Consider the following 15,608-nt stretch of genomic DNA (forward strand, 5'->3'; position numbering starts at 1 on the left):
TATTTTTAACGCGAAGGTGTCAGCAGACACTTTATGCCTATTGGGGCGTCGAGCCAAGCAGAAAATGCTCAAAATCTGACCTGGATGGGCATGGTTTTTGCACATTTTGAGGGTCTTTCAGAGGTGTTTCTGCCTGAAACCCCTGGATTTCAGCCCAAACAAGCCTAACCTGAAATCAGCAGGTCGTGCATGCGGGGCCTGGGGATCACATTCGTCTGTGCAGGCAAACAGGCCTGCGTCAGCGTGAAGGGCTGGGCTGTGATAACTTCCACCCCAATTCAAGATATCTGGGGGAATGACAATATGAACAACTTGCAGCAGCCTGCGGGCGCGCAAACGCGGGATCCTCAGTACGATCTTCTGGAAAGCCGTGTAAAAGCCCTTGCGCCAGCCCGGCTCAAAGGCATGCGCCGCGGCATTGAAAAAGAAAGCCTGCGCGCCCAGCCCGGCGGCGGCCTGGCCCTGACGCCGCACCCGGCGGCACTGGGTTCCGCCCTGACGCACCCTTGCATCACCACCGATTTCAGCGAGTCGCAAATCGAACTGGTTACCGGCGCCCACAAGGACGTGGCCCGCACACTGGAAGAACTCACGCAGATTCACCAGTTCACCTACCACAGCATGCAGGCGCTGGGCGACGAGATGCTCTGGGTGTCGAGCATGCCCTGTAACCTGCCAACGGACGAAACCATTCCGATCGCGCGTTTTGGTTCGTCCAATGTCGGCCGTGCCAAAAGTGTCTACCGCATGGGCCTCTCCCACCGTTATGGCCGGCGCATGCAGACCATCTCGGGCATTCACTACAACTGGTCCTTGCCCGAGGTGACCAACGAGCAGTACTTTGGTTTGATCCGCAACTTCCGTCGCCAGGCGTTTTTGTTGCTCTATCTGTTTGGTGCATCGCCGGCCGTCTGTTCGAGTTTTGTGGCCGGCCGCCAGCATGAGCTTCAGCCGCTCAACGGCAGCACCATGTACATGCCGCATGGCACCTCGCTGCGCATGGGCCGGCTGGGTTACCAGAGTGACGCCCAGGCCTCGCTGGCCGTCAGCTACAACAGCCTGGAAGGTTACGGCGCTTCCTTGCAGGACGCCTTGACCCGGCCGTATCCGGCCTACGAAGCGGTCGGCATCCGCAACCCGGGTGGCGACTACAACCAGCTCGCCACCACCTTGCTGCAGATCGAAAACGAGTTTTACGGCACCATCCGGCCCAAACGGGTGATCTTCCCGGGCGAGCGTCCCCTGCATGCGCTGCGTGAACGCGGCGTCGAATATGTCGAGGTCCGCCTGATGGACCTGGACCCGTTCGAGCCCGTGGGCATCACCGCACAAACCATGCGTTTTCTGGACGTGTTTTTGCTGCACTGTTTGCTGGCCGACAGCCCGCCGGACACGCCCGAAGAAATTGCCGAACTCAAGTTCAACCAGCACCACACCGCCGCACGCGGCCGCGAACCCGGCCTCACGCTCAAGCGTGGTGGCCAGGAAGTGTTGCTGACAGGCTGGGGCGCCGAGGTGATCGCACAATGCCGCCCCATCGCCGATGCGCTGGATGCGGCGCAAGGCGGCAGCGACTACCGCGATGCCTTGCAGAGCGCCGCCGACCGCCTGGCCCAGCCCGACACCACACCCTCGGCCCGCGTGCTGGCGGCCATGGCCCAGGACTTTGACAACTCGTTTATTCGTTTTGTGCGCGCGCAGGCGCTGCAGACCCAGGCGAGCTTGCTCGCTCTGCCTTTCAGTGACGAGCAGCAGGCACGTTATGTTGCCTTGTCGCAGACGTCCATCGCCGAGCAGAAAAAGATAGAAGCCGGCGACACCATGCCGTTTGAAATTTACCGCGAGCAATATGTCTCGGCCGAGCGCCTGGGGCTGTCGGCTGCCACGCCGGTCCAGGCCTGAGCTGGATTTATTTTTGGGCGGAAGCCGCAGGTACCAGTGCTGACAGGCGCTCGGCGGCAGTCATGGGCCTGTCGCGGCCAGGGCTGCCCGGAGGCGGGCCAAGGCGTTCACTCGAGGCCGGCGGCCTGCGGGCCGTATGGCTGGCGAGCGGGTCCACCACCAGGTCAAGCGAGGCAACATAACGGTCAGCTTCCTCGCGCACTGTACCCAGTACCGTGCTGCCGGTCATCAGTGCAATGCCGTCATTGCGGTTGAGGATGTCGCGTACCTGCTGCCTCTTGTAGCCGGGCAGGTTGGTGTAGAGGAATTCACTCAATGCATCCGGCAGGAAAAATTGCGAGGTCAGCAGTGTGCGTGTGCCGCTGAACACCTTGAAGTGGATGTGGGTGGTGCGGCCCTCATACCAGCCCGGATAGACAGACCGGAAGACAACCAGGCCATCGGCACCCGTGGTCAGTGTGCCGCGCAAAAAGGTCACGCCCACGGCGGATATATTGCGGCTGTCGCCCTGGCCGGCATAACCGGAATAAATGCCGGCGGCGTTGCAGTGCCAGACATCGACACGTGCATTGGGCACAGGGGCGCCGCTGCTGTCCATCACGGCAAAACGTATGTCCAGCGGCACGCCGGGCAGGCCTTCGGTGATGTCGGCGCGTACCTTGCCTGCGTCAAAGTAGTACGGGCCTTCGGTGGCCTGTGCCGTCAGCGGCAGGGCTGCGGCGCCGGCCTTGCCGGTGGCTGCATTTGTGCCGGTCGTGACGAATCCGGTTACGCCGGCGCTCGCTACGCCAAACGCCAGCCAGTGGCGGCGGTTGAGTTTTTTGTGGGAGCTTGAAGGCTTGTCTTGAGAGTTCATGGAGGCTTCCGGTGAGCAGGGGCGGGGTTCAGGCAGTGTGATTTCGCCATGTATACGGACTGTATGGCGATTGTTTGCCCGGTGTAAATACCATGGCTGCCGCTCCTGGTGCGGGACACCAGTCTGTTGGGACGCCTTCCCATTGCCTTCGGTAGCTTGCATTGCTGCATCCGGGTGGCTGCAAACCCTGCGCGCATCCGACTAAAGTCCTAGATCAAAACCCTTTTGTTCACCCTGATTTGGACGAAATTCTGTGGGCAGAAGAACCGGCACGGCCGGACGCCAGTGCGGCGCCATGGCGGCAAGAGGGACGGGGTACGCTTTTTTTGCTATGAATAGAGTAGCCGGTTGCGCCGGTGGTGTAAGGCTTGAAGGCCTGTCTGGCTAAAAATCAGCCTTCAGCCCCGCAGTCCTGTACCGGCTGGGGTTGGCACCTGTCACCTTGCGCATCAGGCGCCTGAGTGCCGTGGCGTCCTCGTAGCCCACCTGTCCGGCCACGCGGTCTATGCTCATCCGGCTGGACTCAATCAGCATGCGGGCGCGGTTCAGCCGGACGCTCTGTACCAGTGCCATCGTGCTTTTGCCGGTGGCCTCCTTCACATGCCGCGACAGTGTTCTCTGGGACATCGCAAACTCCTGCGCCAGGGCCTGCACGCTGGGTGGATGGGGCAGGGCCGATTCGATGCGCTTGACCAGGCGGGCGACCAGTTCGTTTCCGTTGGACAGCATGGCCGGCACGACAAAAGGCGCCTGCGCCTGCCGGCCGTCTATCAGCAGGATGCGCCCAACGGCGTCTGCCAGGGCCACGCCGAACTGGACCCGCAGCAGGTGCAGCATCAAATCGGTTTGCGCGAAAGCCGCGCCGGCCGTGCTCAACGGACCGTCAGCGCAAACCATGCGGTTGGCATCGACGATGCAGAGCGGCTCCATGCGCTGCAACTCAGCCGCCAGCCACCAGGATGTGGTGACCCGGCGCCCGGGCAGCAGGCCGGCGGCTTGCAGCAAAAAAACCGCCGAGCAGGATGCCGCGACACGGCCGCCCAGGGCGGCATGCGAGGCGACGGCGCGCACCAACCGCTGCGCATCCGCGCTGGCCAAACCCTTGGTGATCGCACCTGGACTGTCCAGGCCAAGGCCGGGAATAATCCATGTCCCTGCATTGGGTCCATGCCGTTTGGGCAGGGCGGTGGTGCCCACCTGTATGCCTGAGCTCAGCGGCACGGAACCACCGGATGCCGACAGCACGCGCCAGGTCGGGCGTGCCAGTTTCAGGCGCGGTGCCAGGGCGGCCGCTGCCTGCAGGACATCCAGCGTGGCGGCCACGCTGCTGGCGTAGGCACCGGGGAGAAGCAGAATGGTGAAATCAGTCATTGGCTGAAAACGCTTTAAACATGTCTAAATCGACACTGGCAGTCTAGCCGCTTGTCGCATCCAATGGTGGCATTCCATCACCAAGGTGCCAGATGCCACAACGCAGCATGCAAGAGGACGATGCCCTCGAAGATTTCACGCCCCGCCAGATCACGCTCGATGGCGTGACCAAAACCGTACACGTGACCGGTGCAGGGCCGGCCGTGCTTGTCATGACCGAGATGCCGGGCATCAGCCCGCAGGTTGCGCGTTTTGGCCGCTGGGTGCGTGATGCGGGTTTCACCGTTTATATGCCCTCGCTGTTTGGCCGGGACGGCGCGGTAGCGAGCGCGGAGGAGGGCGCGGCAGTCTTCAAGCGCGCCTGTGTCAGCGCCGAGTTCCGCGCACTGGCAGCAAACCAGTCGAGTCCTGTGACGCAGTGGCTACGCGCGCTGGCGCGGCTGGCCCACCAGGAATGCGGTGGCCCCGGCGTTGGTGCCATTGGCATGTGTTTCACCGGCAACTTTGCGCTCTCGATGATGCTGGAGCCTGCGGTGCTGGCGCCGGTGTTGTCCCAGCCGACCTTGCCGCTCAGCGACCCGGCCGGCCTGGAGATTGCACCCGAGGAACTCGCGGCTGTCCATCAGCGGCTGGAGCGGGAAGACCTCACGGTGCTGGCCTACCGTTTTGAAGGCGACAGGTTTTGCCGGGCCCAACGTTTTGCGGCTTATGCCGAGGCACTGGGCGAGCGCTTCGTGGGGCGCGTGTTGCCGGACAGTGCCGCCAACCGGGAGGTGCCGCCGTTTTTCGCGCAGCATGTGACAAGCCCGCACAGCGTGGTGACAGCGCATTTGATTGACGAGGCGGGCCAGCCTACGCTGGCTGCACGGGACGAAATTCTGGCGTTCTTTTCTCGGCGCCTGATGCCCCGGGACTAGAGCCTGTTTTGGGCTTGGCCGATGAAGGACATGACGGAAAACCCAATACCGTTCATTTCAAACCCAGCCACCTCGTGCATGCCCATTCGCAGGTGTACACGGATTGATGGTGCGTTGTCACGGCGGATAAAAAGAATACCTTCGCGGTCAGGCTGCAGGCGGCGCAGTTCCTGAAACAGTGCCCGCGCCAGGCCTTTGCAGCGTTCCGATGCTGCGACACAAATCGGTCCGTAGACATAGGCGTCAGCGGAGCCCGGGTAGGCTGCGAGCATGGTGCGAATGATGGGAAAATCGGCATTCATGGCCCGTGTGGTGGTCATGAGAAAACCGAGTACGCCCTGTTCCCCACGTGCCACCACCAAAGGCATGTCGGCCATCATGGCCGCTATGCGGTCGCGCGGCAGTTCCCCCGACAGGGCGCCTCCGTGCGCGATTTGATTTGCGGCCTGCAGTTCCAGTTTCGGGCTGGACCACGTTGCTGCCCAGTGATGTCAGCACCCCCGGCACGGGAAGGGCGCAACGGGAAAATAGCTTGCGATGCATGTTGTCTCCTGAAAATCAGTTGCCCGGAAAACTTGCCGGACTTGGCGGCCCGCCAGCTTCGGGTGTGCGTTCTGCTGTTCTTCTTTTTGTAATTCCTTGCAGCCAGTCTAGGTCTTGATTGGTATATTTTTTATAACAATAGAGTAATAAATATGCACGAATAGATGGAACCGTGCCGCCGGGCACCGTCTTGTGCCGGGATCAGTCCGCCGGGTCGCCGCTGATGGCCGCTGCACGCCTGGTGCGCCCGCCGTCGGAGGCCGCCTTGCGCATCTTGCGGACCACGCTGTGCGCGATTTCCCGGAAAGCCTGCGATGCGGCCGAGGGCGCGCGCAGTGCATCGGTCACCATGACGATTTCGCTCGGCAGGTGGGGGGCGCTGATCGGGCGGATCACCGTCTTGCGGTTGGCCGGCAGCAGCGCCGCGTAGGGCGGCATGATGGCCGCGCCGAACCCGGCCTCCACCAGGCTGATGACCGTGCTGAGCTGGGTCACCTCGACATTCACCACGGGCTCAAGGCCCAGGCGGGCGAAGGCCCGGTCCAGGTCGGCGCGGAACGGGTTGCCCGGCGCCTGCATCACCAGGCCTGCCGACGCCATCTGCGCCCAGGGGATGGTGCGCCGGCTGGCCAGCGGATGGGTCTTGGGCAGCAAGGCCATCAGGGGGCCGCGCATCAGCGGCTCGACGGCGAAGTCCGGCTGGTCGCTCGCGAATGCGCCGAAGCCTATGTCGACGGTACCGGCCTGCAGGCGCTGCAGGATGGACTCAGCCGGGATATCAAGCAAGCCCACCGTGATGTCGGGGTACTCGGTGCGAAACACCTGGGCCATGCCGACCAAAAGCCTGGCGGCGAGAAGCGGCGGGGCTGCCACCACCACGTGCCCGCGCTGGCGCGCCTCCAGCGCCTTGACATTGCCCACCGCGCGAGAAAGATCTGCCAGCAGGCGCATGCAAGGCGCGCGGAACTCCTCGCCTGCGCGGGTCAGCAGCACGTGACGTGTGCTGCGGTCGAACAGGCGCGTACCCAGGCTGGACTCGAGCTCGCGTACCAGGATGCTCAGCCCGGACTGCGAAATATGGATCCGCTGCGCTGCCTTGCTGAAGCTGCCTTCGTCGCAGACCGCCACAAAGGCTTCCAGTTGCCGCAATGAAAGTGTCATGGTTGTGGCTCAGATGAATTATCAAAATTCCATATCAATTGATATGAACAATTCAATATACATCATGAAAACCGGCTGCTAGATTAGCAGGCATGCCACATTCCGGAGTCATGTTTTGAGCGATCGTGTTTTTGCCGATTACAACCAGGCCGAGCTCGACGCCCAGTACGACAACCAGCGTGCCTGCCCCGATTTCGCCGGCATCCTGGAGCGCGCTGCGCAGCTGAGCCAGGGCGCCGCCGGCCTGGCCGGCGAGCGCGACGTGCGCTGGGGTGACGATGCGCGTGAGAGCCTGGACATCTACCGGCCTGCCGCGCCAGGCCCCCTGGCTGGCTTGCCGGTGGTGGTCTACGTACATGGCGGCGGCTGGCTGATCCTGGACAAGAGCAGCAGCGCTTTTGCCGCGCCTGCTTTCACCGAAGCAGGTTGCCTGTTTGTCGCCCTGGGCTTCCACACGGCGCAGAGCGTGGACTTTTCCACCATGGTCGAGCGCGTGCGCCATGGCATAGGCTGGATCGCACAGAACATCCATCGCCATGGCGGCGACCCGGCGCGCATCGTGCTCGTCGGCCACTCCTCGGGCACGCACCTTGTCACGCAGTGCCTCATGCACGACTGGACAACGCTGGCCCCGCGTGCGCGACCGTTTGCGGGCGCGGTGCTGGTCAGCGGCCTGGGCGACCTGGAGCCGGTGCGGCTGTCCTATCGCAATACACGCCTGAAGCTCACTCAGCCGGACGTGGCCCGTTACTCGTTGCTGGCCAGCGAGGTCAGCGCGTCCTGCCCTGTGGATGTGCTTGCTGCGCAGGACGATACGCAGGAGTTTCAGCGCCAGGCCGCGGATATGGCCAGCTACCTGCACGCACGAGGCCTGTTGCGGCAGCACTATGTGGTGCCTGGCAAGAACCATTTTGATGTGATCCTGGACCTTGCCGATCCCGGCTCGCGGCTGTTTCAGGGTGTCCATAGCCTCGCAAGTAGCCAGGGCCAGCCATGATCGGCACCCGACCCATGCCAGGTTCAACATCCGGTGTCGCCCCCACCCTGATCCTGCACGGGGGGCGCATCCATACGGGCGACGCGACGGCCGGCACAGTGCAGGCCGTGGCGATCCGCGGCCACGAGGTACTGGAGGTTGGCACCGATGCCCAGGTGCTGCGCAACGCCGGTCCCGGCACGCAACGGGTGGACCTGGCGGGGCGCACCGCCATCCCCGGCATGACCGATGGCCATGCACACCTGGACCGCGAAGGCCTGCGCCACCAGTTGCCCAGCCTGGCCAAGGCCAGCTCGGTCGAGGACGTGCTGGACGTGATTGCCGATGAGGTCCGGCGGCATCCGCCGGGGTCCTGGATCGTCACCCAGCCGCTGGGCCAGCCGCCCGAATACCACCCCGGGCCGGGGGGCCTGGCGGGCGGCCGGATTCCCAACCGTCACGACCTGGACCGCGTGAGCCCGCAGCACCCGGTTTATATCCGCCCGATCTGGGGCTACTGGCGCAACGCCACGCCGCTGGTCTCGGTGGCCAACAGCCTGGCGCTGGCGCGCGCCGGCATAGGCCCGCATACGCGCTCGCCGAGTCCGGACGTCGTGATCGAAGCCGATGCGCAGGGCGCGCCCACTGGCGTGTTTTACGAACACACGCTGGTGCCATTGGTGGAGCACACCTTGATGCGCGCCGCGCCGGGTTTTACGGCAGCGCAGCGCGAAGCCGGCCTGCGGCATGCGATGGGCCAGTACAACCGCGTGGGCACGACTGCGGTCTTCGAGGGCCATGGTGTGGCCAGCGAAGTCGTGCAGGCGTACAAGGCCGTTCACGCGGCCGGTGATTGCAGCGTGCGTGCGGTGCTGACCTTCAGCCCCAACTGGCAGTTGCGGGGGCAGGGCGATGCGGCGCAACTGCTCAGTGACTGGGGCGCCTGGTTGGGCGGCCGTGGCATGGGCGATGCGTGGCTGCGCATGCAGGGCCTGTACGCTGAACTCGACGCTGAACCGGGGAACAACCGCCTGCGCGCCGCCAACCACCCCTGCACCGGCTGGGCCGGCTTCCAGGCCGGCTGCGCCCTGCCGCAGGATGCGCTGGAGGTGCTGGTGGTTGAGGCCGCGCGCGCGGGCATCCGCCTGGCCGGCATCTGGCCCAACCTGTTGCCATTGTTCGAACGCGCCAACCGGGCGCACCCGATAGCGCCCCTGCGCTGGGTCTGGGGCCACCAGAGCGTGTTGACGCGCGAGCAGATCACCCGCATCAAGGACCTGGGCCTGGTGATCACCACACACACCAACCGCCACATCTACAAGGACGGCGACCGCCTCATGCAGCGCCAGCCGCCGGGCGGCGATGAGATCGTGCCGCTGCGCCGCCTGCGTGAGGAAGGCATCGAAGTGGCCTTTGGCAGCGACAACCTGCCGCCGTCCCTGTTCGGCCCGATCTGGCACGCCACCGCGCGCCAAAGCCGCAGCGGCCAGGCAGTGGGCCCAGACCAGGCCATCACGCGCGAGCAGGCCCTGCACATTGCTACCCGCGGTGGTGCCTACCTGTGCTTTGACGAGCATCAACGCGGCACGCTGGCACCCGGCATGCTGGCCGACGTGGCTGTTCTCAACGCCGACCCGCTCAGTTGCCAGGACGAAGTCCTGCCCCATATCCATGCGGACATGACCGTTGTCCATGGCCGCGTGATTGACCTGCCCGATCTACCTTCCAGGAGTCCTTGACATGAATCTTCAGCGCAATAAATCAGCCGGCTTTTGGGTTGCGGGCGTCTTCTCTGCCCTGGCCGTTTGCTCGGCACCTGTTCACGCAGCCGAGGCCGACAGCTGGCCCAACCGCCCGGTGCGTGTCATCGTGCCTTATGCGCCGGGCAACACCGGCGACATCACGCTGCGCCAGATACTGCCGCAGCTGGAGGAACGTCTTGGCGTGCGCTTCCTGATCGACAACAAGAGCGGCGCCTCGGGCAATATAGGCGCCGAGGAAGTGGTGCGCGCCAGGCCAGACGGCTACACCCTGCTGCTGGGCGCCACCAACAACTACGTGATCAACCAGCACCTGATCAAGGGCATGCGCTTTCACCCGCAGAAGGACCTGGCGCCGGTCACGGTGATCAGCAACGCACCTTCGGTCATCGTGGTCAACGCAAGCCTGCCCGCCAGGTCGCTCAAGGAACTCAGCGCGCTGGCCACCCAGAGCCCAGGCAAACTTGCCTTCGCCTCGCCGGGCATAGGCACGCCGCCGCACCTGGCGGCGGAGTTGTACAAACAGCTGGCCGGCATAGACCTGATCCATGTGCCTTATCGCGGTTCGCCGCCGGCAGTGCAAGGGCTGATTGGTGGCGAGACGCAGGTCTACATCACGGCCTTCAGCTCGGTCGCCGGCAACGTGAGCGCGGGCAAGCTCAGGGCATTGGCCGTGGCCAGCCCGCAGCGCCTGCCCATCCTGCCTGACGTGCCGACCACGGCGCAGCAGGGCCTGCCGGAACTGGTGACGGGCAACTGGTGGGGGCTGTCCGCACCGGTGGGCACCGATGCAAAAATCATCCAGAAGCTGGCCGGCACCATCCGGGAGATCCTGGCCGACCCGGCCGTGCGGCAGAAGTACGCCGACCTGGGCGTCACCGCCGTCGGCAGCACACCGGCCGAGTTCGCAGCGCAGATCGCACAGGAAACTGCCGTGTGGAAGAAGGTGATAGAGCGCGCCAACATTCAGGCGGAATGATTCACCGGCAGGGCGCCCGTGGCACGGGCTTTGTTGACCGGCATGCGGTGCCAATAGCGGGTGATCAGGCGGCCGAAAACCATGGGTGCTACCATCCACGCCGCTGACAAACATTTCATTTCTGCCAATGCACTCCATTTCTCCTTCCTTTTGCACAGGCTCCACGCGCAGCCTGCTGAGGGGGAGATGCGTCGCTGTGTGTGAGACCTGGCCATACAAGCCGGTCGCACATTCCTCAGCCCAGCGATAACTTTTCCTCTTTTCCGCGCAAACCATATATATCGCTGGGCACCCGCCCCGCGCGATTGCGGCCGCATGCCGGCATCGGCTATGGCCGATAACCCTGGCCTCCGTTGAGGCTGGGGCAATAAATTTTGGTTTTATCGGAAAACGCGCGCTGCCCTGAACAACAGGTATTAGTCCGCCTGCACTGGCTGCCAGTAAACGGCTTGTATACGGGCCAGGCAATGCATGAAATGCATTGGCAGTGCGCATGACGACTGGATTGAATGCGATGGAATTCACAAAAAAATTTCTCCGGGCCAAGAGTCCCTGCGCGGACGGCTTTCGCTGGTTTGTCCGCAACGTCGAAGACGGCAGCGGTTACCAGGATGCCCTGGATACGCTGGTTGGCGCCGGGCGTGTTGACGATGCGTGCTGGCTTTTGACGCAGTTTGGTCCCACCAACGAAGTCATGCGGGTCGATGCACTTGGCGCCGAAGCTATCGTCTTTGCGGGCACCATTGAGGTTCGCGGGAGCATCGATGTCGATACGGTACTCCAGGCAGGGCGATCGATTCGGGCGGGTGGCGGCGTACGCGCAGGTCGCGCCATCGTGGCAGGGGAGGGCATACGGGTCGCGGGCAGTATCCACAGCAATGGCACGCTCCAGGCCGGCGGTGATGTCCGGGCCGATTGGGGCATCGATGTCCAGGAGTCCATTCTTTGCGGCGGAGATGTCCGCGCTGCCTGGGATTTGATCTGCCACGGCAAACTCTCGTTGACCGGCGGTGCCTTCATCGGACAGGACCTGATCGTCCAGGGATTGGTCGAGTGCGGCAAGGGCCTGAGCGCTGGCGGCACCATTGTCGGCTCGGACAGTATCCGGGTCGGGCGGGGCATCCTGGCTGGCGGGGCAATCAATGGTGGAATGCACCTGGAAGCCGGCTGGGGCATCAAGTCCGGTGAATCCATCCAGGCGAATGGATCCATCAAGGCCGGCGAGAGCCTGTCTGCAGGTGATGAAATCCGCGCGGGCGCGGGCTATGGGATCTATGCCGGACTGAACGTCCAGGTGGAGTCCTGGGCGTCCAGCGCGCAAGTGAGGGCACAGAGAAAACCGGAAGGCCTGATGAGTGGCTGCTGGGCGGGACCACGCATCCTGTGAAGGGTGCCCGGCGCGGTTAGTGGGTCAAGGCAGCTGGCGTAGCAGTGCTTCTTTGCGCCAGTAGTCTGCGGCACTGTAATAACAACCCTCCCGCACGCAGCCGTTGAGGCCGCAGAAGCTGTGGATCAGGTCGGTGGCGTGCGCAAGGTGAGGACGATCATGTACGGCCCGCCCCATGCGACCGACATGTTGCGCCTGACACCAGGGCGTCACAGGGGAGTCACAAAAAAAACATTTAATCACGCAAGGGGCAATAGTCCGCATATCAATATCGTCCGCTGGCCTTGCGTGGCGGGATCAGGTTTAACGTTCAGATGCAAAAACCAAGTACAAGCTCCAGTAATGCCTTGGGCCAGCGCTTGCTGGCTACATTTTTTACCGTCCTGTTGTTGACCCTGATCGGCACGGCCATTGGCTTGTGGTCCTTGTACCGGATCAATGACGCAACAAACAGGATGGTTCAGCAAAGCGTTGCGACCGAGCGGCTGGTGGCCGATGCCTACCGCTACCAGGAGATCAATGCGGCGCGATACAAAGCCATGGCGCTGAGTTCCGAGCCTGAGGTGGGAGACATTCTTGCGGCCGACATTCTGGAGACGGAGCGGCGCTACGACGCGCTGATCAGGCAGGTGGCGGGGCGCCTGCAAACAGAAGATGAGCAGCTATTGCTTGAACAAACAGTTGTTGCGGGCAAGAATTTTGTGCTTGCCCAATCCGAACTGGTGGCTGCACGTGACTCCGGATTGACCGAACGTATCCGGCGGGTGTACTCGGAGCGGTTTTTACCGTCATCCGATGCGCTGCTGCTTGCCGTTGCGGCCTTGGCGGACTCACAGCGCAGGGCGATTGATGGCGCTGCCAGCCAGATCGGCCGATGGAGCGCCATGGCCCGCACTGCATTGATCGTCTTCAGCATTGCCGCGCTGGTGCTGGGCTCCGTTCTTTCCCTGTGGCTGGTGCGCAGCATAACCCGGCCCATACGGCTCGCGGGGGTCACGGCCGACCGGGTGGCAGGCCTGGACCTGCGCCAGGACATCAAGGGGCATGAGCGCGATGAAGCCGGCCGGCTGCTGATGTCGCTGGGAGTGATGCAGGGTGCGCTGCGCACGCTGGTGCGCCAGGTGCGTGGCTCGACCCTGGACATCAGCAGCGCCTCAACCGATGTTGCGAATGGCAGTGTCGACCTTTCCAGCCGGACGGAAGAGGCTGCGACCAGCCTCCAGCAGACTGCGGCCTCGCTTGAATTGATCACGCAGGCCGTGCAACGGTCTGCCGAGGCCGCACACCACGCGGAAGAGATGGCCTCGTCGGCATCCACCCTGGCCGTCCAGGGCGGAAACGCGATAGGCGAGATGGTCTGCACCATGGAGGGGATTCTTCAGTCCTCGCGCCATATCGAGAGCATCCTTCATGTGATCGACAACATTGCCTTTCAGACCAACCTTCTGGCGGTGAATGCGGCCGTTGAAGCCGCCCATGCAGGACCGCAGGGGCGTGGGTTTTCTGTGGTGGCTGCTGAGGTCCGCGGCCTGGCTAACCAGTCGGGCACGGCTGCCCGTGAAATCAGGACGCTGATCCAGGCATCCGTGCAGCGGGTAGAGTCCGGCGTCCACTTGGTCAACCATGCGGGCCAGACCGTGAACCAGACCGTGGCCGCGATTCAGAACGTGGCACGCAGCATCAGCGAGATCAGGGGCACGACGCAGGCGCAGACCCATGACATTTCCAGAATCAATGTCGCGGTCTCGCAACTGGACCTGATGACCCGGGAGAACTCATCCCTGGTGGAGCAGTCTGCCTCGGCTTCAGAGCGCTTGCGCTGTCAGGCGCATGAACTGGCCGCGATCATCAGCCGCTTTGTGCTGCCCGAGCATCCGGATGGAGAACTCACTGCAGCGCCGCATACGCACGCGCGTGTCCCGCAACTGGCCTGGAGCGCCTGAGACACCCCCGGTGTCTGGAGGCTCAAGGCAATAGGCGCAGCAAGGCTTCATCGCGCCAATAGTCCGCTGCGCTGTAATAGCCCTCCCACACGCAGCCGTTGCAGCCGCGGCCGCAGCAACTGGTGGGCTCTGGCGGTGGCGTGCGCAAGGTGATGCCGGCAACCTGGGCGCGCTGCTGCAGGGTGCTGAACAGGGCCAGCACGGCTTCGCGGTCCGAAAGTCCGGCGGGGCAGTCCTGCATGTCTGTCGGGTGCGCTCGGTCTCAGGGTTTCTTTGAAGGGCTCATGCGCCGCCGGGCATACAGTCCGATGAAGGCCACGCCCAGCACCAGCGCAAACCAGCCTACCAGGGACGACTGGGCCACGATGCCCTGCATGCCTGGTGAGGTGATGAAATAGGGGGAAATCAGCACGCCCAGGCCAATCAGGCTGCACAGGATGCCCTTGAACAGCAGCTCGTTATTGGCCTTCTGGCTGGCCCGGCTTTGGGCTGTTTCGGTGCCTGTGCTGTAGGGGGTTTTGCTGGGACGTTGTTTGGGAGGCTTGGGCAAGGACATGGATAGGGGCGAGGGCGCTGTTGGGTTTTACGGGACGGTTGGGGTTTGCGGCTGGTTCCCCCGATTCTCCCCCATTGACCCGGGGCCTGCGTGTGGCTTTCCCCCATTTACAGCGGGGTTGGGCCCTCCCGGGCCGGGCGTCGATAATCGGGGCTGGCTGAATTGCGCAATGCAAAACACCGCCCCTGCATCTTTTCGCCGCAATCCAGACTTCGAACCAAGAAAGAACACGCCGATGGCCATCCAGTGGTTTCCCGGTCACATGCACCTGACCAAAAAAGCCATCAGTGAGCGCATCAAGGAAATTGATGTCGTCATTGAGCTGCTCGACGCACGCCTGCCCGGCTCCAGTGCCAATCCCATGCTGGCCGAACTGACCAGCGGCAAGCCCGCCCTCAAAGTGCTGAACAAGCAGGACCTGGCCGATCCGGCCTGCACGCCGCTCTGGCTGGAGCACTACAACAGCCTGCCCGCGACCCGCGCGATTGAGCTTGATGCCAGTGAAACCGCGCCGGCGCGCCGCCTGATTGACGCCTGCCATGCGCTGGCGCCCACGCGCGGCAGCATGGTCAAGCCCATGCGGGTGCTGATCTGCGGCATTCCCAACGTCGGCAAATCCACGCTTATCAACACCCTGACCGGCAAACGTGCCACCAGGACCGGCGATGAGGCCGGTATCACCAAGGTCGAGCAGCGTCTGGTGCTGGCCGACGGCTTTTACCTGTGGGACACGCCGGGCATGCTGTGGCCGCGCATCATCGTTGCCAAAAGCGGCTACAACCTGGCCGCCAGCGGCGCGATTGGCCGCAACGCCTTCGAGGAAGAAGAAGTGGCGCTGGAATTGCTGGACTACCTGATCAAGCATTACCCGGCCTCGCTGGAGGCTCGCTACAAGGTCAAAGTGACACCCGGCATCACCGACGAGCAGATGCTCGAAGAAATTGGCCGCAAGCGTGGCGCGGTTTTACCCAAGGGCCGCATCAATCTGCAAAAGGCCGCCGAAATCGTGATCTACGAATTCCGCTCGGCCACGCTGGGCCGCATCACGCTGGAAACGCCGCAGGAGTTTGTCGAGTGGCTGGCAGCGGGCAAGCTGCTGGATGCCGAGCGACAGGTCAAGAAAGACAAGATTGAAACCAACCGCCTGATCAAGTTCAAGAAGATTCCCCGGCCGGAGCGCCCGGCGGATTGATTTTCAACGATTTTTATCATGAATAACGCCCGTGGCCGGCGTGAATGAAGCGCCACCAGCTATCA

The 15,608-nt window shown here is 63.4% G+C and carries 14 protein-coding genes; 8 read left to right on the plus strand and 6 right to left on the minus strand.

Translation table 11 applies throughout. The features are described 5' to 3' along the window. Window positions 1–303: 303 nt before the first annotated feature. Window positions 304–1,902, plus strand: a complete 1,599-nt coding sequence (gene gshA, locus ACFQND_RS02910; protein ID WP_371434519.1) for a glutamate--cysteine ligase — start codon at window positions 304–306, stop codon at window positions 1,900–1,902. 7 nt (window positions 1,903–1,909) lie between these two features. On the opposite strand, the gene ACFQND_RS02915 is transcribed toward gshA, so the two are convergent. Continuing rightward, entirely contained in the window at window positions 1,910–2,758 is an 849-nt protein-coding gene (locus ACFQND_RS02915) for an intradiol ring-cleavage dioxygenase (RefSeq protein WP_371434520.1), read from the minus strand. Window positions 2,759–3,142: 384 nt separating this feature from the next. Further along, window positions 3,143–4,129, minus strand: coding sequence for a GlxA family transcriptional regulator (locus tag ACFQND_RS02920; RefSeq protein WP_371434521.1), 987 nt, complete (start codon window positions 4,127–4,129; stop codon window positions 3,143–3,145). Window positions 4,130–4,221: 92 nt separating this feature from the next. Between ACFQND_RS02920 and ACFQND_RS02925 the strand changes: the two genes are divergently transcribed. Then, entirely contained in the window at window positions 4,222–5,046 is an 825-nt protein-coding gene (locus ACFQND_RS02925) for a dienelactone hydrolase family protein (RefSeq protein WP_371434522.1), read from the plus strand. On the opposite strand, the gene ACFQND_RS02930 is transcribed toward ACFQND_RS02925, so the two are convergent. Further along, window positions 5,043–5,426 carry a GNAT family N-acetyltransferase gene (locus ACFQND_RS02930; protein ID WP_371434523.1) on the minus strand — a complete coding sequence of 128 codons (384 nt, stop codon included), beginning with the start codon at window positions 5,424–5,426 and terminating at the stop codon, window positions 5,043–5,045. The genes ACFQND_RS02925 and ACFQND_RS02930 overlap by 4 nt on opposite strands. Window positions 5,427–5,790: 364 nt before the next feature. Then, on the minus strand, window positions 5,791–6,750 hold the full coding sequence (locus ACFQND_RS02935) for a LysR family transcriptional regulator (RefSeq protein ID WP_371434524.1): 960 nt from the start codon (window positions 6,748–6,750) through the stop codon (window positions 5,791–5,793). 115 nt (window positions 6,751–6,865) lie between these two features. On the opposite strand from ACFQND_RS02935, the gene ACFQND_RS02940 reads away from it, so the two are divergent. The 5 genes from ACFQND_RS02940 (at window position 6,866) to ACFQND_RS02960 (ending at window position 13,795) form a co-directional block, all read left to right on the plus strand. Further along, window positions 6,866–7,747, plus strand: coding sequence for an alpha/beta hydrolase (locus ACFQND_RS02940; RefSeq protein WP_371434525.1), 882 nt, complete (start codon window positions 6,866–6,868; stop codon window positions 7,745–7,747). After that, the gene (locus ACFQND_RS02945) at window positions 7,744–9,465 is read left to right on the plus strand and encodes an amidohydrolase (protein ID WP_377412260.1); all 1,722 of its coding nucleotides are present in this window, start codon (window positions 7,744–7,746) and stop codon (window positions 9,463–9,465) included. The genes ACFQND_RS02940 and ACFQND_RS02945 overlap by 4 nt, the downstream gene beginning before the upstream one ends. Before the next feature lies 1 nt (window position 9,466). Then, entirely contained in the window at window positions 9,467–10,465 is a 999-nt protein-coding gene (locus ACFQND_RS02950; RefSeq protein ID WP_371434527.1) for a Bug family tripartite tricarboxylate transporter substrate binding protein, read from the plus strand. Between the two features lie 514 nt (window positions 10,466–10,979). Beyond that, window positions 10,980–11,852: a hypothetical protein gene (locus ACFQND_RS02955; protein WP_371434528.1), complete on the plus strand. Its 873-nt coding sequence runs from the start codon at window positions 10,980–10,982 to the stop codon at window positions 11,850–11,852. A gap of 314 nt (window positions 11,853–12,166) precedes the next feature. Further along, window positions 12,167–13,795 (plus strand): methyl-accepting chemotaxis protein, encoded by a 1,629-nt coding sequence (locus ACFQND_RS02960; protein ID WP_371434529.1) that lies wholly within the window; start codon window positions 12,167–12,169, stop codon window positions 13,793–13,795. Window positions 13,796–13,817: 22 nt separating this feature from the next. Here the strand turns inward: ACFQND_RS02960 and ACFQND_RS02965 are convergent, their stop codons facing one another. Both ACFQND_RS02965 and ACFQND_RS02970 read right to left on the minus strand, forming a co-directional pair. Beyond that, window positions 13,818–14,036, minus strand: a complete 219-nt coding sequence (locus ACFQND_RS02965) for an oxidoreductase-like domain-containing protein (RefSeq protein ID WP_371434530.1) — start codon at window positions 14,034–14,036, stop codon at window positions 13,818–13,820. A gap of 21 nt (window positions 14,037–14,057) precedes the next feature. Then, window positions 14,058–14,351, minus strand: coding sequence for a hypothetical protein (locus ACFQND_RS02970; RefSeq protein ID WP_371434531.1), 294 nt, complete (start codon window positions 14,349–14,351; stop codon window positions 14,058–14,060). Window positions 14,352–14,586: 235 nt separating this feature from the next. On the opposite strand from ACFQND_RS02970, the gene ylqF reads away from it, so the two are divergent. After that, on the plus strand, window positions 14,587–15,543 hold the full coding sequence (ylqF, locus tag ACFQND_RS02975) for a ribosome biogenesis GTPase YlqF (protein WP_371434636.1): 957 nt from the start codon (window positions 14,587–14,589) through the stop codon (window positions 15,541–15,543). The last annotated feature ends 65 nt before the right edge of the window (window positions 15,544–15,608 follow it).

This window comes from Polaromonas aquatica (assembly GCF_042659145.1).
In the GTDB taxonomy this organism is placed as follows: Bacteria; Pseudomonadota; Gammaproteobacteria; order Burkholderiales; family Burkholderiaceae_C; genus Polaromonas; species Polaromonas aquatica.